Annotated in this window: 26 protein-coding genes; 9 read left to right on the forward strand and 17 right to left on the reverse strand. The window is 33.1% G+C overall.

Annotation, left to right across the window (positions count from 1 at the left end):
- Positions 1–4 precede the first annotated feature (4 nt).
- Together DM397_RS05910 and tsaB are read left to right on the forward strand one after the other, a co-directional pair.
- The gene (locus tag DM397_RS05910; protein WP_111376651.1) at positions 5–1297 is read left to right on the forward strand and encodes an efflux RND transporter periplasmic adaptor subunit; all 1293 of its coding nucleotides are present in this window, start codon (positions 5–7) and stop codon (positions 1295–1297) included.
- Positions 1298–1329: 32 nt separating this feature from the next.
- Positions 1330–2001, forward strand: coding sequence for a tRNA (adenosine(37)-N6)-threonylcarbamoyltransferase complex dimerization subunit type 1 TsaB (gene tsaB, locus DM397_RS05915; RefSeq protein ID WP_111376652.1), 672 nt, complete (start codon positions 1330–1332; stop codon positions 1999–2001).
- A gap of 2 nt (positions 2002–2003) precedes the next feature.
- On the opposite strand, the gene DM397_RS05920 is transcribed toward tsaB, so the two are convergent.
- From DM397_RS05920 to DM397_RS05930, 3 genes are all read right to left on the reverse strand, one after another.
- On the reverse strand, positions 2004–2816 hold the full coding sequence (locus DM397_RS05920; RefSeq protein WP_111376653.1) for a mechanosensitive ion channel family protein: 813 nt from the start codon (positions 2814–2816) through the stop codon (positions 2004–2006).
- Between the two features lie 85 nt (positions 2817–2901).
- Positions 2902–3309: a YtxH domain-containing protein gene (locus tag DM397_RS05925; RefSeq protein WP_111376654.1), complete on the reverse strand. Its 408-nt coding sequence runs from the start codon at positions 3307–3309 to the stop codon at positions 2902–2904.
- A 143-nt stretch (positions 3310–3452) separates the two neighbouring features.
- Positions 3453–4352 (reverse strand): NifU family protein, encoded by a 900-nt coding sequence (locus tag DM397_RS05930; protein WP_111376655.1) that lies wholly within the window; start codon positions 4350–4352, stop codon positions 3453–3455.
- Positions 4353–4495: 143 nt separating this feature from the next.
- Here DM397_RS05930 and DM397_RS05935 point away from each other — a divergent pair, with 143 nt between their 5' ends.
- Entirely contained in the window at positions 4496–5485 is a 990-nt protein-coding gene (locus DM397_RS05935; protein ID WP_111376656.1) for a PorP/SprF family type IX secretion system membrane protein, read from the forward strand.
- A 10-nt stretch (positions 5486–5495) separates the two neighbouring features.
- Entirely contained in the window at positions 5496–6014 is a 519-nt protein-coding gene (locus DM397_RS05940; RefSeq protein ID WP_111376657.1) for a gamma carbonic anhydrase family protein, read from the forward strand.
- Positions 6015–6101: 87 nt separating this feature from the next.
- On the opposite strand, the gene DM397_RS05945 is transcribed toward DM397_RS05940, so the two are convergent.
- The 6 genes from DM397_RS05945 to DM397_RS05970 all read right to left on the reverse strand — a co-directional run bounded on the left by DM397_RS05945 (position 6102) and on the right by DM397_RS05970 (position 10945).
- Entirely contained in the window at positions 6102–6815 is a 714-nt protein-coding gene (locus DM397_RS05945) for a LytR/AlgR family response regulator transcription factor (protein ID WP_111376658.1), read from the reverse strand.
- A gap of 107 nt (positions 6816–6922) precedes the next feature.
- Positions 6923–7633 carry a dioxygenase family protein gene (locus DM397_RS05950; protein ID WP_111376659.1) on the reverse strand — a complete coding sequence of 237 codons (711 nt, stop codon included), beginning with the start codon at positions 7631–7633 and terminating at the stop codon, positions 6923–6925.
- Between the two features lie 12 nt (positions 7634–7645).
- Positions 7646–8761, reverse strand: a complete 1116-nt coding sequence (locus DM397_RS05955) for a sensor histidine kinase (RefSeq protein WP_111376660.1) — start codon at positions 8759–8761, stop codon at positions 7646–7648.
- On the reverse strand, positions 8762–9094 hold the full coding sequence (locus DM397_RS05960) for a DUF4907 domain-containing protein (protein ID WP_111376661.1): 333 nt from the start codon (positions 9092–9094) through the stop codon (positions 8762–8764).
- The gene (locus DM397_RS05965) at positions 9081–10088 is read right to left on the reverse strand and encodes a Kelch repeat-containing protein (RefSeq protein WP_111376662.1); all 1008 of its coding nucleotides are present in this window, start codon (positions 10086–10088) and stop codon (positions 9081–9083) included. Before DM397_RS05965 ends, DM397_RS05960 begins: the two co-directional genes overlap by 14 nt.
- A gap of 14 nt (positions 10089–10102) precedes the next feature.
- Complete coding sequence (locus DM397_RS05970; protein WP_111376663.1) at positions 10103–10945, reverse strand: DUF6268 family outer membrane beta-barrel protein; 843 nt, start codon at positions 10943–10945, stop codon at positions 10103–10105.
- 231 nt (positions 10946–11176) lie between these two features.
- Here DM397_RS05970 and DM397_RS05975 point away from each other — a divergent pair, with 231 nt between their 5' ends.
- Positions 11177–12502: a DUF4270 family protein gene (locus tag DM397_RS05975; RefSeq protein WP_111376664.1), complete on the forward strand. Its 1326-nt coding sequence runs from the start codon at positions 11177–11179 to the stop codon at positions 12500–12502.
- Entirely contained in the window at positions 12503–13738 is a 1236-nt protein-coding gene (locus tag DM397_RS05980) for a PorV/PorQ family protein (protein WP_111376665.1), read from the forward strand.
- Between the two features lie 4 nt (positions 13739–13742).
- Here the strand turns inward: DM397_RS05980 and murI are convergent, their stop codons facing one another.
- The 8 genes from murI to DM397_RS06020 all read right to left on the reverse strand — a co-directional run bounded on the left by murI (position 13743) and on the right by DM397_RS06020 (position 22189).
- Complete coding sequence (gene murI, locus DM397_RS05985) at positions 13743–14519, reverse strand: glutamate racemase (RefSeq protein WP_111376666.1); 777 nt, start codon at positions 14517–14519, stop codon at positions 13743–13745.
- Between the two features lie 149 nt (positions 14520–14668).
- Positions 14669–15172, reverse strand: coding sequence for an OmpH family outer membrane protein (locus DM397_RS05990; protein ID WP_170830271.1), 504 nt, complete (start codon positions 15170–15172; stop codon positions 14669–14671).
- Between the two features lie 14 nt (positions 15173–15186).
- A complete protein-coding gene (locus DM397_RS05995; RefSeq protein WP_111376667.1) occupies positions 15187–16221 on the reverse strand; it encodes an OmpH family outer membrane protein in 1035 nt (344 codons plus the stop codon).
- 42 nt (positions 16222–16263) lie between these two features.
- The gene (gene bamA / locus DM397_RS06000; protein ID WP_111376668.1) at positions 16264–19002 is read right to left on the reverse strand and encodes an outer membrane protein assembly factor BamA; all 2739 of its coding nucleotides are present in this window, start codon (positions 19000–19002) and stop codon (positions 16264–16266) included.
- Positions 18935–19675, reverse strand: coding sequence for an isoprenyl transferase (locus DM397_RS06005; RefSeq protein WP_111364908.1), 741 nt, complete (start codon positions 19673–19675; stop codon positions 18935–18937). Before DM397_RS06005 ends, bamA begins: the two co-directional genes overlap by 68 nt.
- A 3-nt stretch (positions 19676–19678) precedes the next feature.
- The gene (gene porG / locus DM397_RS06010; protein ID WP_111376669.1) at positions 19679–20371 is read right to left on the reverse strand and encodes a type IX secretion system protein PorG; all 693 of its coding nucleotides are present in this window, start codon (positions 20369–20371) and stop codon (positions 19679–19681) included.
- Positions 20372–20545: 174 nt separating this feature from the next.
- A complete protein-coding gene (locus DM397_RS06015) occupies positions 20546–21430 on the reverse strand; it encodes an NAD kinase (RefSeq protein WP_111376670.1) in 885 nt (294 codons plus the stop codon).
- Positions 21431–21529: 99 nt separating this feature from the next.
- Positions 21530–22189: a CBS domain-containing protein gene (locus DM397_RS06020; protein ID WP_111376671.1), complete on the reverse strand. Its 660-nt coding sequence runs from the start codon at positions 22187–22189 to the stop codon at positions 21530–21532.
- Between the two features lie 115 nt (positions 22190–22304).
- Between DM397_RS06020 and DM397_RS06025 the strand changes: the two genes are divergently transcribed.
- From DM397_RS06025 to DM397_RS06035, 3 genes are all read left to right on the forward strand, one after another.
- Positions 22305–23018: a pyridoxine 5'-phosphate synthase gene (locus DM397_RS06025; RefSeq protein WP_111376672.1), complete on the forward strand. Its 714-nt coding sequence runs from the start codon at positions 22305–22307 to the stop codon at positions 23016–23018.
- A gap of 80 nt (positions 23019–23098) precedes the next feature.
- Positions 23099–25366 (forward strand): TonB-dependent receptor plug domain-containing protein, encoded by a 2268-nt coding sequence (locus DM397_RS06030; protein ID WP_111376673.1) that lies wholly within the window; start codon positions 23099–23101, stop codon positions 25364–25366.
- A gap of 6 nt (positions 25367–25372) precedes the next feature.
- Positions 25373–26239: a DUF4249 domain-containing protein gene (locus DM397_RS06035; protein WP_111376674.1), complete on the forward strand. Its 867-nt coding sequence runs from the start codon at positions 25373–25375 to the stop codon at positions 26237–26239.
- The last annotated feature ends 10 nt before the right edge of the window (positions 26240–26249 follow it).

Below are 26249 nucleotides of genomic sequence, written 5' to 3' on the forward strand. Positions count from 1 at the left end.
TATTATGCAGAAAAAAACAGTTTATTCTTTATTAGGTGCTGCGGTAGTTATTATCGTAGCTTTGGTTGGTCTTTCTAAGGCAGGATTAATAGGGAATAAGGACGAAGGAAAAGAAGTAGAAACTGCAAAAGTGACAGCATCAACAATTGTTGAAACAGTCTCTGCAACAGGAAAAATTCAACCCGAAATTGAAGTTAAAATTGCCTCTATGGTTTCGGGCGAAATTATTGCACTTAATGTAAAAGAAGGACAGGTAGTCAAAAAAGGTGATTTATTAGTAAAGATAAATCCCGATTTATATACTTCTGGATTAGATAGATCTGTTGCAAATTTAGCCGGAACAAAAGCAAGCCTTACTCAATCTGACGCCAGTTTTAAAGAAGCAAAAGCAAATTATGAGCGTAATAAAATATTGTATGATAAAGGGGTAATCTCAAAATCAGATTGGGATAAAGCCATTTCTACTTTTGAAGTTGCCAAAGCAACAAAACAAAGTGCTTATTACAATGTTCAAAGCGCTTCGGCATCTGTAACAGAAGCTCGAGACAATTTAGGACGTACCACAATTTATTCTCCTGCAGACGGAACCATTTCTGTATTAAATGTAGAATTGGGAGAAAGAGTTTTAGGAACACAGCAAATGGCAGGAACAGAACTTTTGCGTGTTGCCAACTTGAATAATATGGAAGTTGAAGTTGATGTGAATGAAAATGATATCGTAAAAATTAAAATAGGAGACGAAGCAAATGTTGAAGTTGATGCCTATTTGAAAAAGAAATTTAAAGGTGTTGTAACTAGCATTTCAAATTCTGCAAGCACTACATTAACTTCAGATCAGGTGACGAATTTTAAAGTTAAAGTTCGTATCCTGAAAGATTCTTATCAAGATTTGTTAGAAGGAAAACCAAGTACATATTCTCCTTTTAGACCTGGAATGACAGCTACTGTTGATATTATTACAACAACAAAAACAAATGTTTTGGCCGTGCCAATTAGTTCTGTGGTAGTAAAATCGGATACTACGGCTGTAAAAGATTTTACGGTTGAAGATCCAAATGAAGATAAAAAAGCGGCTCCAAAAAGCGATAAAAAATTCGAATGTGTTTTTGTAAAAGTTGGAGATAAAGCTAAAATTCGAATCATTAAAACTGGAATTCAGGACGATACTAATATTGAAGTAATGTCTGGCTTAAAACCGGGCGATGTTGTTATTACAGGACCCTATACAACAGTTTCTAAAGAACTAAACTCTGGAGATAAGGTAAAACTTAAAAAAGCAGAAGCTCCAAAAAAATAATATAATACCACAATCATTTAAAATTTAATACTTTGTCTTTTATTCTCAATATCGAAACGGCTACTAAAAATTGTTCTGTATCTATAGCAAAAGATGGTCAGACCATTGCTTGCAGCGAATTGGCAGATGAAGGATATTCGCATGCCGAAAAACTTCATGTTTTTATTGAAGATGTAATCGCAAAAGCTGGAATATCGGCGCAGGATTTAAAAGCTGTTGCTGTTAGCCAAGGACCAGGATCGTATACAGGTTTAAGAATTGGTGTTTCGGCTGCAAAAGGTTTGTGTTATGCTTTAAATATTCCTTTGATTGCGGTTGATACGATGCAGACTTTAGCATCGCAAGCAGGAGTTACAGACGGAAAAATTATACCAATGTTAGATGCGCGCCGTATGGAAGTTTATAGCGCCATTTTTAATTCCGATTTGACACTGGAAAGAGAGATTAAAGCCGAAATTATTGACGAAAATTCATTCCAGGAATATACAGACAAACTTTACTTTGTTGGCGATTGTGCCGATAAATGTAAACCTGTTTTGATTAAAGAAAACTTTGTGTTTTTAGAAAACATAAAATATCCTTCTGCACAAGCAATGAGCAAAATCAGTTTTGATAAGCATCAAAAAAGCGACACTATTGATGTCGCTTATTTTGAACCTTATTATTTAAAAGATTTTATGATTGCTCCTCCAAAGAAACAATAATATTATTTCTGAATAGTATACGGTTGAATTGCAATTCCTGCCTCATCTAATGCTATTTTACAATTCTCTAAAGTTTCAGAAAAAACAGCTCCGTAATTGGCATTTTTTGCCCAAGGTCGAACTGCAAAATCAATAGAACTTGCTGATAGATTTTTTACAAAAACCTCTGGCGCAGGTTTCTTCAATACCTTAGGGTTTTTATTTAAAACATCTAAAAGAATTTCTTTTGCCTTTTTGATATCTGAATCATAAGAAATGGCAAAAGTCAAATCTGCTCTTCTCTCTCCTTGCATTGAGTAATTGATGATATTTCCATTAGACAAAGAACCATTCGGAACAAATACAGTCTGATTATTTGCCGTAAGCATTTTAGTTACAAAAATCTGGATTTCAAGAACTGTTGCAATAACGCCTTGTGCTTCTATCGTATCTCCAACTTTAAATGGTTTGAAAACAATGATAAGCATTCCTCCCGCAAAGTTGGACAGCGATCCTTGTAATGATAAACCAACTGCAAGCCCCATTGCTCCTAAAATAGCAACAAACGAAGAAGTTTCTATTCCTAATTTAGAAATAAAAGTAACAAATAATAATATTCGCAACGCCCATAATAAAATATCGGATAAGAATTTTGTTAATGTTGGATCGAGATTTCGCTGAATCATTATTTTTCTAATAATTCTATTAATCAACCTGATGGCATATAAACCAACAAATAAGATTAAAAATGCGGAAATCAGTTTTGGCGAGTAATCAACTAAGATGTCAATAAATCGACTAACATATTTACTGACTTGTTCTGGACTAAGATTCATGATTTTAAAATAAAAAACCTTCTCAAAAGAGAAGGTATATTAGCAGTGCAAATATAAAAATATTTACATTATCAGAAAAATGCGATTATGCTTTCTCAATGTCGTCATCGGCTAACTCTTTTACTTCAGCAGCGGCTTTTTCGCTTGAATCGGCAACTGTTTCAGAAATGGTTTTTGGGGTTTCAGAAGCCAGAGAAGCTGTTTTTTCTTTAACAGAATCTACGGCATCATTTATCGCTTCAGATGCTTTGTCTGCATATTCGCTTACAGTTTCTTTTGCTTTTTCAGCATATTCTGAAGCACGGTCAATAATAGGTTCCGAAGCTTCTTTTACTTTTTCAATTGTTTCTTCTGCAAAAGCTTCAGCTTTCTCAATATAAGGTGCGGCAGCTTCTTTTGCTTGTTCAAAAGTCTCTTCGGCATTATTTGCCAATTCAGTTACAGACTCTTTGGTTGAGCCAAACAAATTTTTAAAAAATGAAGATAATCCCATGGTTTTTAATTAATTGGTTAAGAATACAATATTAATTAATTTTATAGAATTACTTGTGTTTTTAATGCTAAATAATTGAAAATTAGCAATTAATAATAAAAAAAGCGTCTCGATGAGACGCTTTGTATAATAGTTTTGTAGAACTATGCATTTGATGCTTCTACTTTTATCGCATCATCATTAAGCATGCTTTTTAGCATATTTTCGATACCGCTTTTTAAAGTAAAGGTAGATGATGGACATCCGCTGCAAGCACCTTGCAATAATACTTTTACTGTTTTATCATCTTCATTGTAAGATTCAAAAGCAATATTTCCTCCATCGGCAGCTACTGCAGGTTTTACGTATTCTTCTAAGATGTTAATGATTTGCTGCGATGTAACATCTAGTTTATCAAAAGCCTCATCTTTTGTTGCTTCAGTTTTGGCTTTAGTTTCAATTAAACTTTCATCTAAAACAGTTCCTCCGTTTTCAATAAATTGTTTGATGAAAGTTCTTAATTCTAGAGTGATTTCATCCCAGTTATTGATTTCATATTTTGTTACTGAAATATAATTTTCGTCAATAAAAATTTCTTTCACATAAGGAAACTTGAATAATTCCTGAGCTAATGGAGAAGAAGCAGTCTGGTCAATATTTTTATATTCTACGGCATTGCGAGTAAGCATTCTGCTTACTACAAATTTCAGTGCAGAAGGATTTGGAGTTGTTTCTCCGTAAACTGTAATAGGCTGTTTTTTTGGTTTTGTTTCATCAATTTTAATGATAACACCACCTTTGTCCACAAAAGCGCTTATTTGCTCTGCAACAGCATCTTTTACATCATCCCAATCTACAATGCTGTATCTTTCGATCGCGATGAAATTTCCAGAGATATAAACCGTTTTAACAAACGGTAGATAGAATAATTGTTGTGCTAGCGGAGAAGCTTGTGCCTCATCGATATTTTTGAACTCAAAGTTTTGATTCTGAGTGATGAAATCCTCAAATTCAAACTTTAAAATAGTTGGGTTTTGAGTTTCTTTTATAGTGATTTTAGTCATGGTAATATATTTTTCGCAAATTTACTAAAGTTATTTTCTACTAATAGCTATATTTGATTTTTTAATAAAATAATTAAGACTCTTTTCAAATAAATCGTGTTAAATTGCAAGAGTGAAAATTATATAGAAACAATATTGTCTTTATGAAATTAAAAATCAAGGTTTTATTAATTTTTCTCATTACAGCTTTTCACTCTTATTCTCAGGAGGGAATCCCAGTTTATTCCGATTATTTATCTGATAATTATTACCTAATTCATCCTTCTATGGCTGGCGCGGCTAACTGTGCTAAAATACGATTAACAGCCAGAAAACAATGGTTTGGAGAAGAAGAAGCTCCATCGCTACAGACTTTAAGTTTTAACGGAAGAGTCGGAGAACGTTCTGGAGCTGGGATCATTCTTTTTAACGATAAAAACGGATATCATTCTCAAAAGGGCGTGAAATTGACTTACGCACATCATATTATGTTTTCGAGAGATGAACTGGATTTAAATCAGTTGTCTTTTGGTATTAGTGGAGGATTAATACAAAGCCAATTGGATGAAACAAAATTTGGAGGAACTTTTGATCCAATTGTGTTTGGATCGATTCAGAAAGATTCTTATTTTAATCTTGATATTGGAGCTTCGTATAATTATTTGGATTTCTATGCGCACGCAACAGTTCAAGGATTGCTAGAAACTAGAAGAGATCTGTATACAGATTATGAAAGTGATAATCTTAGAAAATTTTTATTTAGTGCTGGATATGTGTTCGGAAAAAACAGTAGTTGGACTTGGGAGCCTTCGATCCTTTTTCAGCTATTTGATCAAACAAAAGCAAAAACGCTTGATTTGAATATGAAAGCCTACAAAAGCATGGATTTTGGAAGTCTATGGGCGGCTTTATCTTATAGAAGAGGTTTTGATGGCGCACAATATATTTCTGGAAGTGGAGTATCATCTCAAAAAATACAATACTTTACACCAATTGTCGGGGTTAATTTCAAGAACTTTATGTTTGCTTATACTTATACTCAGCTAGTGGGAGATGTTAAGTTTGACACAGGCGGCTTTCATCAAATTACTTTAGGAATTAATTTATTCTGCAAAAAAGAACGTTACGACTGTAATTGTCCTGCAGTTAACTAAAATTATTATTATGCTTATTAAATCTGTAAACGGGAAATCGCCTCTTATTCCAGAGGATTGTTATGTTGCCGAGAATGCTACTATTGTTGGAGATGTTACGTTTGGGGAATCTTGCAGCGTTTGGTTTAATGCTGTTGTGAGAGGAGATGTTCATTTTATTAAAATTGGAAACAAAGTAAACATTCAAGATGGTGCAGTAATTCACTGTACATATCAAAAACACCCTACGATTATAGGAAATAATGTTTCAATAGGCCATAATGCAATTGTGCACGGTTGCACTATTCATGATAACGTTTTAATCGGAATGGGGGCAATTGTAATGGATAATTGTGTGGTAGAAAGCAATGCTATAATTGCTGCTGGAGCCGTAGTTACTCAAAATACGGTTGTAACTGCTGGAAGTATTTATGCAGGGGTTCCTGCCAAAAAAGTAAAAGACATTGATCAGTCTGATTTTGCTGGAGAAATTGAACGCATTTCAAATAATTACGTTATGTATTCAAGCTGGTTCAAAAACGAAGAATAAGTTTAAAATTCCAATTATAAAAAATTCCAAATTCCAAAGCTTGACTTTTTTGGAATTTGGAATTTTCTTTTTTGAGATTTTAAAAAATTATAGGTTGATTTTTTCGAAGAAAGTGCTTTTATAGCTTTCGCTGATGGGAATTCTTTTATCGCTTATTAATACCTTGTTTTTCTGAATCGATTTTACATGTTTGATATTGATAATATACGATCTGTGAACTCTCGCAAAACCTTTGCTTGAAAGCAGATTTTCAAGTTTGATTAAACTAATTAATGTTAGCGTAAATTTATTATCTGTAGTATAAATTTTGACATAATCTTTAAGGCCTTCAATAAAAAGAATATCGGCAAAATTCAATTTTACATTTTCATATTCAGCTCTAACAAACATAAAATCCTGTTCGATTTCTGGTGTATTATTGCTTTCTGTAAGTGCTTGAGTTGACACAGGCTGTAAAACTTGCTGAGCACGAACTACAGCTTTTAAAAAACGATGAAACGGAATCGGTTTTACTAAATAATCGACCGCACCAAGATTGAATCCTTCTACAGCATAATCGGAATAAGCGGTCGTAAAAATAACCAGAGGTTTTTTCTCTATAGTATTTAAAAAATCAATTCCGGAAAAATGAGGCATCTGAATATCCAAAAAAATCAAATCAACATTATTCTGATTGATAAACGAAACGGCATCAATAGCATTATTGAAAGTGCTAATCAGCTCCAAAGTATCTACTTTTTTGACAAAATCCTGTAGTAGTTCTACAGCCAAAGGTTCGTCATCAATAATTACACATTTCATCTTTTCTGAATTAGTTTTTTAAAATTTATTTTGCGGTCAAAAGTAGTTTGAAACCAGTAAATTAAGTTTTAAAATTTTCATAAAATACTGGTTTTTACAAATCAACATTATGCGTTAACGGTTATCGTTTTTGTAAGCGTATAACCATCTGTTAAGTTTCCTGTAAGTGTAGCAAGTTCATCGGCTAGACTATCGGCAAAAACATTGTCTTTTGCATTTGCAGTATCTGCCTGTCCATGCGCAGCGTAATTGGTGCTTGAATAAACTTGACTCGAAACGGTTTCTGGAAACGCAATCTGAGTTACAAGTAATGAAGTTCCGCTACTCGACAAAACCTCTACATGTACGTGTGGAGCTCTTCCTTGATACCAGCCAGGATAAATTGAGATAAAAGAAACTTCTCCGTTAGCGTCTGAAGTTTGTCTTCCTCTCAAGAAATGAACAGAAGTATAATCGGTTTGCTGCATTTGCGTGCCACCATATTCAGAATAATTTCCGTCTTTGTCACAATGCCAGACATCAACTAAAACTCCAGAAAGAGGTTCGCAATTATTCTTTTTGTTTTCGATTTTTAAATTAATCAATAGCGCAATTCCAACACGGTCAGATTTGATGTTTTCTAAAACCAGCTGACTTGGCGTTTTAATAGGGAACGGACCTTTTGTTTCTGAAGGAGAAACCGTGCAGCTTCCGTCTCCAGAATTGCTTGATTCGGTATCATCGTTGTCACTTTTAGAACAAGATTCTAAAAATTTTGAAGCGGTTGCCAATGAAGCAATGCCCAAAATACCATTTCGGATGAATTTTTTTCTGTCCATAATCAGTTTTCTTTAGTGTATTGCAGTTTTAATTTCGTCTAACTTTAAATTCAAATGAACTCGGTAATAGTTATCATCTTGTGTAATGGTCAGTTCGTGTGCATTTGGATAAAGCAGATCAAGACGGTTTTGGATATTTACCAATCCAATTCCTGAATTTTCAGGATCTTTCACGTAATTTTCAATGGTATTTTCAATCCAAAAGTCAAGATTGTGATCTGTAATTAGGATCTTGATTTTTACGTGAGCAGCGCCTTTATAATCAGTTCCATATTTAAAAGCATTTTCTACAAAAGAAATCAATAGTAAAGGCTCAATAAACTTGTTTTTAGTATCACCATGAACATTGATTACAATGTCTTCAATATTGTTTAATCGCAGCTTTTGCAATTCGATATAATTCTGAATATAATTGACCTCTTTTTCTAAAGCCACCGTTTTGTTGTCGGTCTCATACAGCATATACCGCATAAGCTCAGACAAGGTTACGATGGCATCAGGGACCAAATCAGATTTTTTGTGTGCGAGAGAATAAATACTGTTTAAGGAATTAAATAAAAAATGCGGATTGGTTTGTTTACGCAAATAAATCAATTCAGTATTTGTTCGATGAGTCTCGGCAATCAGTTTATTTTGCTGATTATTGTAAAATTCAGTCAATGTTCTAATAATGGCTGAGATTGTAATAATCAGAATATAGAAAAATGAAGGAGCAATTTTAAAAAAAAGTGGCTGTCTCATTTCTATTCTGTGATGCATTTTACCATCTCTTGGTAAAAAATGGGGGTCACGAATAATGGTTTCAGAATGCATCATTTTCTCGGGTCTTAAATGTCTGAATTCAGGAACAAAATAATTTAATCGTATTGCCATAAATAGTGCAATCAGACCAATAGCAAATGCGCCGTAGAGCCAATATTTTTTTTGCAGCAGATAATTTGGAACCAAATAAAAATAGTTCAGATAAAACAATAAAATTCCAGAAAGCCATTGGGCGTAAAAATCGTTGTCTAGCTTAAATGGACTTTCGTAAAATTGAATTAGAGAAGTCAAAATAAAGAAAATCCATATCATAAAATGGAATAGTATTTTGTTGTAGCCTGTATTTTTAATGGTATCGATCTGCATTTACAATTTTATTTTTAATAAAATTAGTTCATTTTTGGTTACCGTTGGAGATAAGTTTTGTTTGAGTTTTTGCTTTACTAAATCAGCAACTTTCAAAGCATCGCTCTCTGTATCAAAACTTTTAGTGTCACTTATCACTGGAATGATAGACTGTTTAATTACAATTTTTTCTTTGTAAGCTATCATATAGCCCCATCCAGAATTTGTTTTAAAAGATGCGGTTGTTAAAGCTTCTTTTTTTGCGCAGGCAGTAAAAAGTAAAAAAAGTGCAAGAACTATTAAATTCTTCTGGATAGTATTCCAGAAGAATTTTTTAATTTTAGTTATCATCATCGCTTTGTTCGTCTAATGGCTTGAATTCCCAAGCATCATCAAAGTAAGTGGAGCCAATTCGTCCTAGCATGTAGAATCCGCGGTTATTGATGGCAAAACCAACAGCATCAGTTCTTGTAGCGCCTTCCATTGGAGTTCTTTCTGTCCATAAATCAGTTGATGGATTATACTCCCAAACTGTTTTGATATTTTCACCTCCTACAACATATCCTAAGCCATTCATAGAAAAACTAGAAGCATTAGAACGCACAATAGCATAATCGTCATTGTAGCTGTAATCGTCATCTGTATCTTTATCGATATCACGTTTTCTTGTCCAAACATCTGTTGCTGGATCAAATTCCCAGAAATCTTCTTGATAAACGCCATTGTTCACACCAGTTACCAAATACGCTTTGTCTGCAATTGTAAATACAGTTGCATTACGTCTTTTGTTACCGCTAAAGCCATTTACAAGTGTCCAAGTATTGGCCTGATCATCGTACTGATAAAAATCTTTTAAATAATTTCCGTCATAACCTGTTCCAAAATACGCTTTGCCACCAACTTGAAAACCTACGGCAGCGTAACGAGCTGTTCCTGCAAAATCTGTTTTTTGTGTCCAGCTGTTTGCAGAAGGATCATATTGGTAAAAGTCTTTCAGTTTGTTTGTTCCATCATAACCAAGACCTACATATCCTTTTTCGTTTAATGAAAAACTAGAAGCAGAACTTCTTCCAATACCACCAAAATCAGCTTTCTGTTCCCAATAATCTCCATTTGAGTTGTAAACCCATAGATCTTTTAAATAAACATCGCCCGTATAACCGCCAACTACATAAGCATAATCTCCAATAACAAAACTTGTGGCACTAGATCTTGCAGGGCCATCAAAGGCCGATTTTTTAATCCAGTTTCCTACCAAATCATCATCGTCATCGTCATTGCTGCAGCTTATAAAAAAGAGGCTTGAAAAAAGCGCTGCGAATAAAATTCCTTTTTTTAGATTAATCATAGTGTATTTAATATTTATTGTTTGTATTTGATCCCGATTCCTAAAACGTAACCATTTCCGGTATTATAGTCGTATATTTTATGGTTGTTGCTGTCAAGTAAATTGTACTTTTTGTTGAAATCATAACCGGCTTTAAAATGTAAAAACCAATTGCCTCCAACATTTCTTTCGTATTCTAAGGCCGAAGTCATTTGCGATAAAATGGCTTTTTCGGCATTGTCATCTATACTGGATGTTTCGTCTAAATGATAAAAGTTTCCATTAAAACTATTTGTCAGACTGAATTTGTTTCGATCATTGTTTGAATAAGAAATTTTCGAATCTGGGAATCCAATTCTAAAATCGGTTTTCTCATTCATTTTATAATCAAAAGCAACAATCGGCGTAATCTTTGGTGCTCCAAAAATTGATGTTCGGCCAGCTCCAGCAGTTACACTCAGTTTTGAACTAATCTGCTGACTGATTTCTAAACTTCCTAAAACAGTAACATCTGAAAAATCCAGTTTACTCTGAAAATTTGCTGTTGGAATAACTGAAAGCTTCCATTTTGTTTTTTCTGCTATTTCAGATGAATATTCGAACTTGTTTTGAACTTGATTGAATTTGTCCTGATCGACATAAAAATTATAGGAATTCAATTCGTAATTCACCTTCAGATTAGAATATTCTAACGTGTTCGCTATTTTGCTTTTTGGTCCTATTTTTTTCTGATAAAAAACAGCAATGTTTGTTTCGCTAAAATTTATCTTTTCTGTTGGCTCAGTTTTAAAATTAACAGCTGCGCTAAAATTTCCCTGAGCTTTTAAACCTAAAAATGAAATCAAAAAAAGAGAACAAATTAAAAACCGTACTTTCATTATTTATTTTATTGGCTCAAAATTAGATGGATGGAGCCCTTAAAAAAAAGAAGATATATATATGACGTGTTTTGATAGACAAAATCGTCGTTTTTACGGTCGAATTAAAATTTTAGAATAGAATTTAGATTATAGATTGTTTTATGCAGTTTGTAGCCTAAAAAAGCACAGTAGTATATGTTATAGTGTGTTGCCAAAGTGTGCAATTTATATTTGCTCAAAAATTAGATTATGCACAAGTTTATATTGATACTGCTTTTTGTACTGACCTTATTTTCATGCGGTACAGATACAGACACTGGAGAATTTACTGTTGGGTCAGATTATTTGGCTTTAAGCAATAAAGTGATTTTGATTGATACGGTGACAGTCAATATGTCAACAATTAATTTTGATTCATTGGCAACTTCTAGCCGAGGTAGAATTCTAATAGGAAATTACGATGATCCTATTTTCGGAAAAGTAAAATCGGATAGTTATTTTCAGCTTTCTACTAGTAATTATGCTTTGTCTAGCGTGGGTTCAGATACAGAATCGGTGAATTATGTTTTTGATTCTATTTCTATGATTCTTAAGTACGATAAATATTATTATGGAGATACTACTAGAGTCCAGACATTTAACATTTATAGATTAACTCAAAAAGTTAAGCCAAACAAAGACGATAATAATTTCTATAATAACTCAACGCTGACTTATAGTCCAGAAAGTTTGGGTACGATATCTTATAAACCGAGGCCGAGGGAAAAAGATTCGATCAATATTCAAATGAGTAAAGAATTTGGAGAAGCTCTTTTTCAAAAAATAAAGAAAAGAGAAGTGACAGATTTTGACAGCTTTACAGAATATCTGAAGGGATTTGTATTGGTTCCAGAAAATTCAAGTTCTTCCAATGTTATCGGATTTAGTGCTTCTGAAAGTAAAGTTCGATTGTATTATTCGAAGTATCAAACAGACAATGAAACGCCATATATAATCGATTTTTCAATTTTAGATGCCTCTAAGCAGTTCAATTCTATTTCGCTAGATAAAACAGGAACGATACTGCAAAATCTACCAGTATCCACGGGAACATTATCCAGCACATTGCTCAATAATCAGGGATTTATACAATCTGGAACAGGTGTTGCTTGTCGGGTCGATTTTCCAAATATAAAACAGTTTAAGAATATTTCGGCAAATGGCGCTATTGTCGATGCAGAATTAATTCTCAAACCAATTAATAATACTTATTCAGAGAAATATCCTCTAGCTGATTCGCTAACTGTTTATGTGGGAGATAATTTAAATAGAATAAGTGGAACACTTCTAAATGCCGCTGGCTCTTCAGTTTATGGAAAGCTGAGCAAAAGCACCGATGAATTTAACGAAAATGTGGCATATTCAATTTCAGTCGGAGCTTTTCTTCAAAAGGAAATGCTAAAACAATCTGATTCAAGGTCATCGCTTATTTTGACATTGCCTGGAATTGCACAATCTGTAAACAGAATCGTTCTAGGTGATCAAAAACATGTCAACAATAAAATTCAGCTGAAAATTTATTACATCTCTTATTAAATGAAAAATAAAATTGTTTTATGGAGCTGCTTCCTTTTGATGTCGCTGACTTCGTTTTCTCAAAGTATTTCAAGTTCTCCGTATTCGCTTTATGGCGTAGGCAGTCTGTTTGATTCAGATTTTGGCTATTTGTCTTCAATTGGCGGTTCTGGAATTGCTTTACCTTCAGATACTTTTATCAATAATTTAAATCCCGCTTCATTAGGCTTCATGTATCAGAATCATTTTCTTTTTGATATTGGAGGAAAAGCGATCACCACAACTTATCAGAGCGGTAATCGTGAAGAAAAGCGAAATAATTTTCAGTTTTCTCATTTGGCTTTTGCTTTTCCGGTTACGAAAAATTCGGGTTTTAGTTTGGCACTTAGGCCCTATTCTAGTTCAGTGTTTAAAATTTCTAATTTAAAACTTCCAATAGCCGACAGTCAGGAATATTATTATGTTACAGCGCAAGGTTCGGGAGGTTTAAATAATTTAGATTTTTCTTATGGATATCGATTTGGGAAAAAATTGACCGTTGGAGTAACAGGAACAGTACTTTTTGGAAATACGGTTGATGACCGTTCTTTTTTAATTTCGAATGCTATTACTACCATTCATAAGCAAACAGATTATAGAGGAGTTCGTGCTACATTAGGAGGTCAGTTTAAAATAGATTCTACATTTACAATTGGAACAACATTCAAAGTTCCTACAAGAATAAATGCTTCCAAAGTACAATCTGTAACAAGTATTGCAGATGAAGTAGAATCTTCTATAGAAACCGATAAGGCTTCAGATACCGACGATTATTATATGCCATTAGAAATTGGTTTTGGGGCTAGTAAGCGATTTAAAAATAATCTGAATTTGACTTTAGATTACGAAAAAAGCTTTTGGAAAAGCACCAATCAATCTGAACTTTATGGGGAATTTGTAAATCAAGATCGTTTTGCACTAGGATTAACTTATAGCGCCAATAAGAATGTTAGAAGATATTGGGATAGAGTTGGGTACGCGGCAGGTGTGAATTTTGATAACGGTTATCTCGAAATTGACAAACAGCGTGTAAATAGTGCATCTATTTCTGTTGGATTAAATCTGCCAATTGACAACACGTTTTCGTCACTTAACATTTCCTATTCTTACGGGCAGAAAGGGAGAATCGCAAATGATTTAATAAAAGAAAACTACCATAAAATATCACTCAATTTATCATTGGACGGAATTTGGTTCGTCAAGCGAAAGTTTGAATAATAATTTAAAAATCTTTTATTATTACTGGATATTTATATTCTAATATTGACTCTAAAACTTTAGGGTTAGAATTAGCATAAAATATAGGTTCAGTATCTGCACTTTCAGAAAAACCAACTTTATCTTTAAGAAGATTTTTAGTCTGGCGCGCAACAGCTTCTCCTGAATCTATTATTTTAATATGATCTGGGAGAATTTTTTTTATCTGAGGAATTAGGTAAGGGTAGTGGCTGCATCCTAAAACCAAGTAATCAATATTAGCTTCAATCATGGGCTGAAGATATGATTCTAACAATTGTGTCATTTCTGGCGAGTACAAATTACCATCTTCAATAAGCTGTACAAGTCCGTGTCCGACCTGTTCAATGATTTTGGTGTTGTGAAACATCTCTGCAGTTTTATTAAATAGCTCACTATTAAGTGTTCCTTTTGTAGCTAGAATTCCGATAACTTGAGTTTGAGAATTGTTTGCGGCTGGTTTGATAGCAGGCTCAATTCCAACAAACGGAACATCATAATCTGCACGCAGTTCTACTATAGCATTTGTTGTGGCCGTATTGCAGGCAACAACAATAAGTTTGCAATTATTCTCTAGTAAAAACTCTACGTTTTTTTTGCTTAATGCAACAATCTCTTCTTTGCTTCTTTGGCCATAAGGCGCATTTTTATTGTCAGCCAGATAAATGGTTTTTTCATTTGGAAGAAGTTCATGGATGGCGCTCCAAATGGAAGTTCCGCCAATACCAGAATCAAAAACACCTATAGGATTATTGTTTATCATAAAGCAAATTTAATATTTTTTAATAAAAATTCCATATTCTAAGTTAAGTGAAATCTTGAAATAATACCAAAGATTAGGTTTATTTTTTTGTAAAAAAAAACTGCTCAAATTATACAAATTGAGCAGTTTAAATTATGGGATTTAATTTCTTAGAATCCTAAATCTTTTTTAACGTCAGCAGTGATGTTTGGACCATCAGCTAATAGTAAAGTAGAACCGTCTAAAACGTATTGGAAGCCTTTAGCTTTTCCAACTTTTTGGATAGAAGCTCTAACTTTTTCCATTAAAGGTTTTACGATATCTGTTTCTTTTTGTTGTAATTCTTTTTGAGCATTGTCTCTGTAATCAACAATTCTCTTTTGCATATCTTGCACTTCTTTAGAACGCTCACCGTTTACAGCATCTGTTACAGTTGCAGCTTCAGCTTCGTACTTTTTAATTTTTACTTGATATTCATCAACCATTTTTTTGTATTCAGCATCATATGTACCACTTAATTTTTGCAGTTGATTTTGAGCATCTAGCATAGCAGGCATTTTCGACATGATCTCGCTTACATCAACATGGGCTACCTTCGCTTGCGCGTTCATTGTGTTACTTGCTCCTAAAATAAGAATTGCAGCAATTAGTAAAGTTTTGATTTGTTTCATCATTTTTAAAATATTAATTAATTATTGGTCGTATTTGTTTTTTGCGTTTGGGCTTCTTTTGCTTTTTTAGCCGCTTCTCTTTCTTCTAAAATTTTCTTTCTTCTTTCTTCCAATTCTTTTTTACGCTGTTCGTAAAGTAATTGTCTTTCTTCTGCTTTTGTCATTGCAGGCTGTTCGCCGGCAGGTGTTTCTCCTGTAGCGGTAGGCGTTGCAGTTTTAGCAGTCGAGCTTGTTTTGGCAGCATCTGTTGTTGCGGCAGGAACTGCTGTTGCAGGAGCTGTTCCAGAAACCGTGCCATTCTTTTTAGCTTCTCTTTCTTCTTGCAGCGCTTTTCTTCTATCGTCATATTCTTTTCGCTTCGCTTCCTGCTCTAGTTTTCTGTCCTGAATTAGCTTTTCTCTAGCAGCTTTTTTCTCGTCAAGTGCTTTTTGGCGATCGGCCATTGCTGGATTTTCGTCAATTGCATTTTCAATGTTCTCTTTAGCCTCTTGCTCTTTCAATTGTTTTTTAGTCAGCTGCTCACGTTTTTCAGTACGGTTTAGGATTCTTAAAACCTGATCGCTGATATCAAATCTTTTATTGCTAAAAAGCATGGTTAGATCTGATGATTTATCAAAAACAAAATCATAATTTTTTGCTTCTGCTATATCTTGCACAGCAGTAAAAACTTGATCTTGTATAGGCTTTGCCAAAGCTGCCTTCTGTCTCATTAGATTTCCATCAGAGCCAAATTGCTTCTGCTGGTAGTCCATCATTTCTTGTTCAAGAAACTTAATTTCTGTTTCTCTTTCTTCTATTAATTCTTTTGTAAGTAAAGCTTTTTCTGTTTTTAAGCTTTCTTTCAAATTATTTATATTTAATTTTTTTGCTTCAACTTCTTGTTTCCACTTTTGAGCTTTTTGCTCTAATTGTGATTTGGCTTCTTTATAATCGGAAACATTTTCTAAAATATATTCCATGTCGATGTAGCCAATTCGAGTAGTCTTACCTTGTGCCTGACTTGTATTTGCTACAATCAAGGCTAAAAATATAAATAAAAATTGTTTTCTCATAACATAACTTTATTTGATGATTTTTAACCAAACGTTATTTCACTAAAATTGTTGCCCAATGATAAAGTGTGTTTCCCATCCATTAGGTTTTGTTTGTCCTGGAAGAGCGTCAAATCCGTAACCAAAGTCAATACCCAATAATCCAAATGCAGGCATGAATACACGTAAACCAGCACCAGCAGAACGACTTAAGTCAAATGGGTTGTAATCTTTAAACGTCGGATAGGATGAACCTGCTTCTAAGAACGTTAAGGCAAAAATAGATGCCGATGCCTTTAATGTAATTGGGTAACGTAACTCCATAGAGAACTTGTTGTAAATTGTTGCTCCAATTGCATCACCATTTGCATTTACAGGAGTCAAAGAGTTGTTTGGATAACCTCTCAACTGAATAGTCTCTCTACCATCCATTGAGTAGTTGGCCATACCATCACCTCCTAAGTAAAAACGCTCAAACGGAATTACACCTCTATCTTGGTTATAAGCTCCTAAGAAACCAAACTCTGTAAGGGTTCTTAATACTAGTTTTCCATAAACTTTAGTATACCAGTCACCTTTAAATTTAACTTTATAATATTCTAACCAGTTATATTTTTTCTGATCGACTTTTGCTACATCTGTATCAGCGCTTGCATAATCAGAACCAACACTCATTATTTTCCCTGAACTATCAGTTTTGTAATAATCCCCATTATTAAGAGGTTGTTGATAATCATCTGATCTGTTTTCACCGGTATATTGTGTTTTATATTCTTTTTGGTTTTTCAAATCGCCATAATCAATACCATTAAATAATGAATATGGAGGTGTAACTTTTGCAGTAATACTAAATTCTGAACCGTAAGTTGGGAATATTGGGTTTACCCCTTTATTGCTTCTTGAAAGTCCGATAGTATAAGCTAAGTTTCTAGATGCACCATTACCAAAAGTAAACAAACCTGTGTTATAATTGTTTAGGTCGTAGTGCTGATAACTTAAAGATTGTGATAATACAAAGTAGTCATCTGGCACTGTTAATCTTTTTGCTAAACCAACTTGTACTGTAAAAATATTAAAACTTTTGCTTTTATCAACAGTTCTGGTAATATAATTGTTAAGAAATTGCTTACTGTATGAAATAGATGAGCTAAATTGTACTGGTTTCTTTCCTCCAAACCAAGGTTCTGAGAAAGATAAGCTATAGGTTTGGAAATAGGTGCTTCCTTGTAAACGAAGTGCTACTTTTTGTCCGTCTCCCATTGGTAAAGGCTTGTAAGCTTCCTTGTCGAACATTTTTCGTGCGGAGAAGTTGTTAAATGAAAGTCCTAATGTACCAATGAAACCTCCACCGCCATAACCTCCTTGAAGCTCGACTTGGCTAGATCCTTTTTCTACTACATTATATTCAATATCAACTGTTCCAGCTCCAGCATCAACGTTCTTAAATTTAGGGTCTATTGCCTCAGGATCAAAGAAACCTAATTGACCAATCTCACGAATTGTTCTAACCAATTGTTCTTTACTGTATTTTTCTCCTGGTTTAGTTCTTAACTCACGATAAATAACATGGTCGTTTGTTTTGTCGTTTCCAACAACAGTAATTTTGTTGAAATAAGCGATAGGACCTTCTGTTACTCTAATCTCAAAATCGATAGTGTCATTAACTGTTTTTACCTCTACAGCATTAATGTTTGAGAACAAATAACCATTATTTTGGTATAAATTCGTAATATCTTCTGCGTCTGGTTTTGTTTTATCAGCGATTCTTTTTTCAAGTAAAATTCCATTATAAGTTTCACCTTTTTTGATTCCTAAATAACGGTTTAATAGCTGATCTGAGTAAACTGTGTTTCCTAAGAATTTAATATTTCCGAAGTAATATTTGTTTCCTTCTTCAACATTAATCTTAATGGCAAGTGTATTTTTTTTCTTATTATATTGTACCGAATCGTAAATAATACGTGCATCACGATATCCTTTTTCTTTGTAGGAAGCGATTACTTTCTCTAAGTCAGTTTTGTATTTCTCAGGAATAAATTTAGATGCTTTAAATACGCGAATGAAGTTCTTCTGTTTGGTATCTTTCATTGCAGCACGCAACTGCGTATCTGTAAGTTGCTTATTTCCGATAAAATCAATATTGCTGATTTTTACCTTGTCTCCTTTGTCTATTCTAATAAGCATATTAACTTGATGCCCGTTGATAGTATCAGGAGTATTGGTTATAGTAACTTTTGTGTTATAAAAACCTTCTTTTTTGTATTTGTTTTCGATATAATTTTTGGTGGTTGTAATCAAGTTTTCGTTGACAATTTTATTCTTTGTCAGGTTATTATCCTTAATTAAACTTTCGACTTTGCTTTTTTTGACACCAACGATTTTAACCTCGTTTAATTTAGGGAGCTCAATGATATCTAAGTCTAGATAGATACTGTCGTTTTCTATTTTGTTTACATAGAAAGCGATTTCGTCAAAAAGTCCCAGTTTTCCTAATTTTTTAATTGCACTACTGATTTCTTCTCCAGGCACAGTAATTTCCTGACCTTTTTGAAGTCCTGAAAAGGTAACAACAGTCTGTTCATTGAAGCTTATTTTACCAACAACAGAAACTTTAGCTAGAATATATTTTTTTCCTTGATCAAAAGGAACTCTTTCTTGTGCTTTAATTTGTGAAAAACTACCCAAAAGTAAAAGGGTAAGGACTATTTGTATTTTTTTTTGCAACACTAAAAAATTATTTAATTTGTTCACTGGTTTTTCCAAATCTACGTTCTCTTTTTTGATAACTAATAATAGCCTCATATAAATCTTGGTCTTTAAAGTCTGGCCACAAGACATTAGTAAAATACAATTCTGCATAGGCAATCTGCCACAGCAAAAAATTACTTATTCTATGTTCTCCACTTGTTCGTATTAATAAATCTACGTCTGGTAAATTTTGCGTGTAAAGATGCTCATTTATAATTGAATCGTCAATAGTGTCTATTGAAATTATATTATTTTTAACTTTATCACTAATTGCTTTTACAGCATTTACTAGTTCCTCTCTGGAGCCATAACTTAAAGCTAGGGTAAGGGTTAAACGAGTATTATTTTTAGTCTTTTCCATAACATCCAAAAGTTCTTTTTGGGCTGTTTTTGGTAATTTATCAAGATTTCCAATTGCATTAAGTCTGATATTGTTTTCTTGTAGAGTAACAAGTTCTTTTTTTAATGAATTGATCAATATTTTCATTAATGCCTGAACCTCCAATTTTGGACGATTCCAGTTTTCAGTAGAAAAAGCATATAGGGTTAAATACTCAATTCCAAGTTTGGCTGAGGTTTTAATGATTTCTTTTACAGATTTTGTGCCATTTTCGTGACCAAAAGCACGCAAAAAACCTTGTTGTTTTGCCCAGCGTCCATTACCGTCCATGATAATGGCAAGGTGTTTAGGTAAGTTGGTGTGATCTATTGATTCTATTAAATTCATTTTCTAGTATGCGCAATAGCATGGTTTTTTTCCAAAGGTATATGTTAAAGTCATACCAGAAAAAATATACCAGTCATTATTATTTAAATTTCCAAATTTCATAATATTTGGATTGCTTGTATTTGGATTGCTTCCGTCTATGTTATCTGTAAAAGTATAACGTGCACCAACTTCAGCTGCTAGTATAAAGCGTGGCGATATATTCGATTTTACACCTAATATAATAGGTATCGCTACAGAACTGCGGTTTTTTTGAGCATATATTACGTTTGGGCTTGAAGTGTATCTGTATAAGTTGTCAAAAACAAAGAGATTCAATCCTGTAAAAACATAAGGCGTTACTTTTGTATGATAATCGTGTAAATTAAAATCGAAAAAATTGAATTCTAATCCTGCAGAAAGCTCTTTTATGTCATTGTCAAAACGGTAGCCTCTTTGGTTTCTCCCTGTTTCGTCTGATTTAACGTCATTTCCGCTAATGTTAGATTGTGTGTAAGAAAATCTCCAGGAGTGTCTCGGACTTCTATTCCATTTGTAAAGAACACCAAAAGCTAGTTTTTCTGGGGCGATATAAGTTGTTTTTCCAACATCGCCTACAAAGTTGCTTCCGCCAAGAAAAACACCAATCTCATTTATCTGAGCATTTAGTGTAATAAGAGGGAAAAAACATAACAATAAATTAAAAATTTTCTTCATTTAATTCAAAATTGCGTGCAAATATAATAATTATCGATACGAATCAAAGTTCCTTTAGTTAAATGTGCTTTTTTTTCAATTTACGTTATGATTTTGAGCCATTTAATGATGATTCACTACATGCAGAACGAGAAAATGTGGTATTATCGTATAGTGAAGAATCAGAAAAGAGTTTTAATTTCTTTTATCTTCTCCCCAGAGCAGTTTGTTTCTTAAGGTTTTTAAGAAGGTTTCGCCTGGTATTTCAACCATTTTAATTTTGTAATCTGTTTTTTTTATTTTTAAAACAGACTCATTTTTTACCGAAGAAATTCGTGAATCTAGGGAAACCAAATATTGGTCTTCTCTTCCTGTTACTCGCAATGTGATTTCGGTATCGTCAGGAATAACAAGAGGTCTGGCAGTTAAATTATGAGGGGCAATTGGCGTAATAACTAAGCTCTTGACATCTGGTGTTAAAATTGGCCCTCCACAGCTTAAAGAATATCCTGTAGAGCCAGTTGGTGTTGAAATGATTAATCCGTCAGCCCAATATGAATTTAGATATTCGTTATTCAAGTACGTTTCTACTGTGATCATCGATGTGGTATCTTTTCTGCTCACGGTAACTTCGTTCATAGCGAAATTAAGCTCTTTGAAAGCTTCATTATAAGGTTCACATGTGATTCCTAATAAAGTACGCTCTGAAGTTGTATAATTTTGATCGATAACATATTGAAGTAAAATATCGATATTTTCCTTTTGAACTTTGGCTAGAAAACCTAGTCTTCCGGCATTTATACCTAATAAAGGAACTCCCGAATTACGAACAAAAGCGGCAGCTCTTAAAATTGTACCGTCGCCACCAATACTAATAAGCATTTCGAAACTATTGTCTAAAGCAGTACTTGGAGAAAAAGTTTTGTATTCTTTTTTTACAAGCTGTTTTTCATAAAGCATATTCAGGAAATTTTCTTCAATTACCATTTCTACGTTGTTGGCATTAAAGAAATTGAAAATGTCTTTTATAATAGGTTCAGTGCTATTCTGATAGTATTGTCCGTAAATGGCTATTTTCATTCGTTGTTAAATTAGAGAATTTGTCAATGTGTTAATTAGATAATTGGGGAATGCGAAAATCATTTAATTAACTAATTTTCCCATTGGCATATTCATAACTTATATATTAAGGTATTTGTCTAAGTAATCTGATCGTTCTTTTAAACTGTTGATGTAGGTGTCTTCCTGATGTTCAGAAATGATCTCATAACCATATCTTCTGTAAGTCTGAATGATTTCATTAATTGCTCCTAGACCAATTTTTACAGTAATCTGAACATTTTCTGTATCGGCCTCAGAAACAAAACATCCTAAAACTTTTCCATTATTACTTTCTACAATTTGTGTAACCTCGCTCATAGAATAATCCAAAAGGCCTTTTTGAACAATAATAATGGCGCCAGGTTCTTTTAAAAATGGAGTTTCTTGAAAAAACTTCATGATGTCTTCCATTTCATAATAACCTATGTAGTTATTATTCTCGTCAAGAATTGGGAGAAGGTTGGTGTGGTTTTTTGCAAAAACTTCTAGAACATCTAGCCAAATCATCGATTTTCTAGCAAAGAAACGTTCTAAAGTATATTTGTAATCAATTGCTTTTTTTTCAATGTCAAATGTTTCAACATCGTCAGAAGAGATGCTTCCAATAAAGACACCATCTTCTAAAATCGGAAAATGAGAAAAATTTACATCGATAAAAAAGTCCTGAATCGAAGCTATCGTTTCTTGACTGTCAATCGCTCTGAAATCGTTTGTGATATAGTTTGTAATTTCTGTCATAAATCAATTGAGGATATTTGATGCAAAATAATCAAAAAATACCGAAAACCGCTCTGTTTTACTTTGTATTTTTGTCGTAACAAATATAAGATTACTAGAATTAATATCTATTTATATGACAAAATTAAGTGTTAATATCAATAAAATAGCAACGCTTCGAAATGCTCGCGGCGGAAATGTTCCCGATTTATTAAAAGTAGCTGTCGATATTCAGCGATTTGGCGGACAAGGAATTACAATTCATCCACGTCCAGACGAGCGTCATATTCGTTATCAAGATGCACGCGATTTAAAAGCAATTGTTACTACAGAATATAATATTGAAGGAAATCCGCAGCATAATTTTATTGATTTAGTTTTAGAATGCAAACCAGATCAAGTAACGTTGGTTCCGGATGCAATTGGCGCCATTACATCTTCGGCAGGCTGGGATACCATCAAAAATCAAGATTATTTAACTGAAGTTATTCAAGAATTTCAAAGAAACGGAATTAGAACTTCGATTTTTGTTGATCCAATTTTAGAGATGATTGAAGGAGCAAAGAAAACGGGTACGGATAGAATTGAATTATACACAGAATCTTTTGCGCATCAATATAGTTTAGGGAATGAAAAAGGAATTGATCCTTATGTTGAAGCTGCAAAATTGGCAAACGAATTAGGTTTAGGGATCAATGCGGGCCATGATTTAAGTTTGGATAATATCAAGTTTTTTAAACAAAATATTCCTGGATTACTAGAAGTTTCTATTGGTCATGCTTTAATTTCAGAGGCGCTTTACCTTGGTCTAGATAATACTGTCAATATGTATCTGAATAAATTGAAATAATATTCAAAATTAAAAACAATTATAACCTGAGATAATTGGGTTATAATTGTTTATTTTCGCACTTTTCTTATTAAAATCAAGTGCCAAAATCTATTGTTTTCTTTTTTTTATTTTCCTTTTCGGGCCTCTTTGCACAGACCGTAAAGCTATCTGGAAATATAAAATCTTCTGACAGCCAAAATCTTGTTGGAGCAAATCTTTTTTTAGAAGTAAATAAAAAACAATGGAATGTTACTACTGATGTTTTAGGAAATTTTTCAGAAAACATTTCTTCTGGCAGGCTTGTTATAAAAGTCAATCATTCTGATTTTATCTCAAAAACTATTCAGTTCGATATCCTAAAAGATACTGTGATTACTGTAGTCTTAGAAAAAGATATTTCTCAGTTAAAAGAGGTAATCGTTTCAAGTGGTAAAAAAAATCAAATCAAAACTTTATCTGGCGGAAGACTTTCTTTTAACTTAAAAGAATTAAACACTGTTCCAACACTTTTAGGAACAACAGATGTGATCAAACTTTTGCAGTTAACGCCTGGAGTGCAAAACTCTGGAGACGCAAATGGTTATTTGTATGTTCGTGGTGGTGATCCGGGTCATAATGCGATTTTATATAATGAAACTCCAATTTATGGAATTTCGCATTTATTAGGGATATTTCCTTTTTACAATACAGATCATATTAAAGATGTTGAATTTGATAAATCGAGTTCAAACTCAAAATATGGCGGACGTTTGAGTTCTACAACACTTTTAAATGCCAATAAAAAACTTCCTTCTGAGTTTTCTATTCAAGGGAATGCTGGAATTCTGGCATCGCAGGTAACTTTAGCAGTTCCTATAACTGACAAAAACGGATTCTATATTTCTGGACGAAAAACCTATATTGACGAAGTTGTGGGGCCATTGCTAAAATCTGATTCAAGCAATGATGTTCAGGATATGAAATATGGTTTTTCTGATGCGAATGTTACTTTTTTGTATCAAATCTCTGAGAAGAATTTATTTTCTTTAAATGCTTTTTACAGTTCTGATAAACTCAAAATAAAAGATGAAAATTTTGCCCTTACTACCGATTTGAAGTGGAGTAATTTTACAGTATCTCCATCTTTAACAACAGTGTTTTCGTCTAAGGTAAGTATGTCCAATACGGTTTATTTCAGTCAATATTTGAATGATTTAAATATGGAGCAGGCAACAATTCAGTTTGGAGTTTCTTCTTATGTAAAGGACTTAGGGGTTGCAAATTCAGTAAAATTTTCAATCCATAATATTCCATTCGAATCGGGATTGCAATATGTTTATCATGATTTGCAACCTCAAAAAATAAATGTCGAAAATCTGGCAACAAGCGATAATTATTCTCAAAGAAAAATTGATGCAAACGAAGCAGCAATTTTTGTGAGCGCTAAACCGAAATTATTTGAAAATCTAATAGCCGATTTAGGACTTCGAATGAATTACTATATTTCGGGATCAGATTCGTATTTGCATCTTCAGCCGCGTGCAGTGTTGAATTATTATGCAAACGAAAAGTATTCGTTTTATGCTTCTTACAATAAACAATATCAATATTTGAGTCTGATCACAACTTCGAGTGTTGGTATTCCTACTGATTTTTGGATTGCGAGTTCTGACGGAATTAAACCCCAGTCTTCTAATGAGTTTTCTATTGGATCAAATCAAAATATTAGCAGAAATTTTTCTTCTTCTTTTGGCGGATTTTATCGTTCGATGAAAAATCTACTTGAGTATCCTTATGGAATCACTCAGTTTAATGAAATTACAACTCTAAAGAATGATTTGTATGTTGGAGAAGGCAAGGCGTACGGATTTGAAATGATGTTAAAAAAGAGCAATGGGAAATTTACAGGCTGGTTAAGCTATAGCTTAAGTTGGTCAGAGCGAAACTTTGATGAACTGAATAATAGTAATACGTATTTCGCAAAATATGACCGACGCCATAATCTTTCAGTAGTTGGAATGTATGATTTGAATAAAAAATGGAATTTTGGAATAACTCAAATATTTGGTTCTGGAAATAGATTTACAATGCCAACCTTGTGGTATTTTGTAAATAATAACCCTGTAAAAGAGTATTCAGGATATAATAATGCTCAAATGCCAAATTATATCAGAACAGATTTTTCTGTAAATTACTATTTCATAAGAAGTGCAAAGAAAGAAAGCGCTCTAAATTTTTCGGTTTACAATGCTTTCAATGTTTCTAATCCTATTTATGTTGTTTTGGATGTCGAGGTAAATGAGGATAAAAATAAAGTTGTAGTAAAGCAAGATGAGAAAGTTTTATATAGAATTCTTCCTTCAGTTAGCTGGAGATTTAAATTTTAAGATCTGATGAAAAAATATCTATTGTTTGTTTTTGGGTTATTAGCAGTCAGCTGTTCCAGTGATAATTTCGATGAACAAAAAAATATGGAATCTAAAATAGTGGTAGAAGGATGGATTGAAGAAGGTGATTATGCCAATGTTTTACTGTCAAGCAGTATTCCAGTAGCAGATGTTATTGATTCTACAAACGTTTTAAATCATGTCATTAGATCTGCAAAAATTACAATTTCTGATGGAGAAAATTCAGAAATTTTAAGAGTGAAAAACGATAAAAACCGTATTCCTCCATTTGTATATTTTGGCTCCACATTGATGGGCGAGGCAGGAAAAGAATATTCGATTAAAATTGAATATTTGAACCGCGTTGTTGAAGCAAGCACGGCCATTCCGAAATCGGTAAAACTTAGAAATGCAACATACATAAAGCAAAGTGCGACAGATACGACTGGATATGTTTTTGTCAAATTTGATGATCCAGTATCTGAAAAAAACTATTATCAAATTGCAACAAAAGTTGAAGGAGAAGAACCTATTTTTGTTCCTTCTTTTTACGGTAATTTAGATGATAAAAATTTCAAAAGTCCTACAATTGAAATGCAGATTAACAGAGGAATTTTATTGTTCCCTAAAACTAAATTTACACCGAATTTTAATGATGGAGATTTGATTCATGTAAAATTACGAACTCAAACCAAAGAATCTTTAGATTTCTGGAATAGCTGGCAAAACGAGATTGTTAATGCCAAAAATCCAATTTATCCATCAAATACAAGTTTAAAATCGAATATAAAAGGAGGAATAGGTATTTGGGCAGGATACGGGCAAAGTAATATAATTGTTCAAACACCTCCTAAAAAAACAAAACCGATTTGAGACATTCAAA

Origin of the sequence: Flavobacterium nitrogenifigens (assembly GCF_003254565.1) — a bacterium.
GTDB lineage: Bacteria > Bacteroidota > Bacteroidia > Flavobacteriales > Flavobacteriaceae > Flavobacterium > Flavobacterium nitrogenifigens.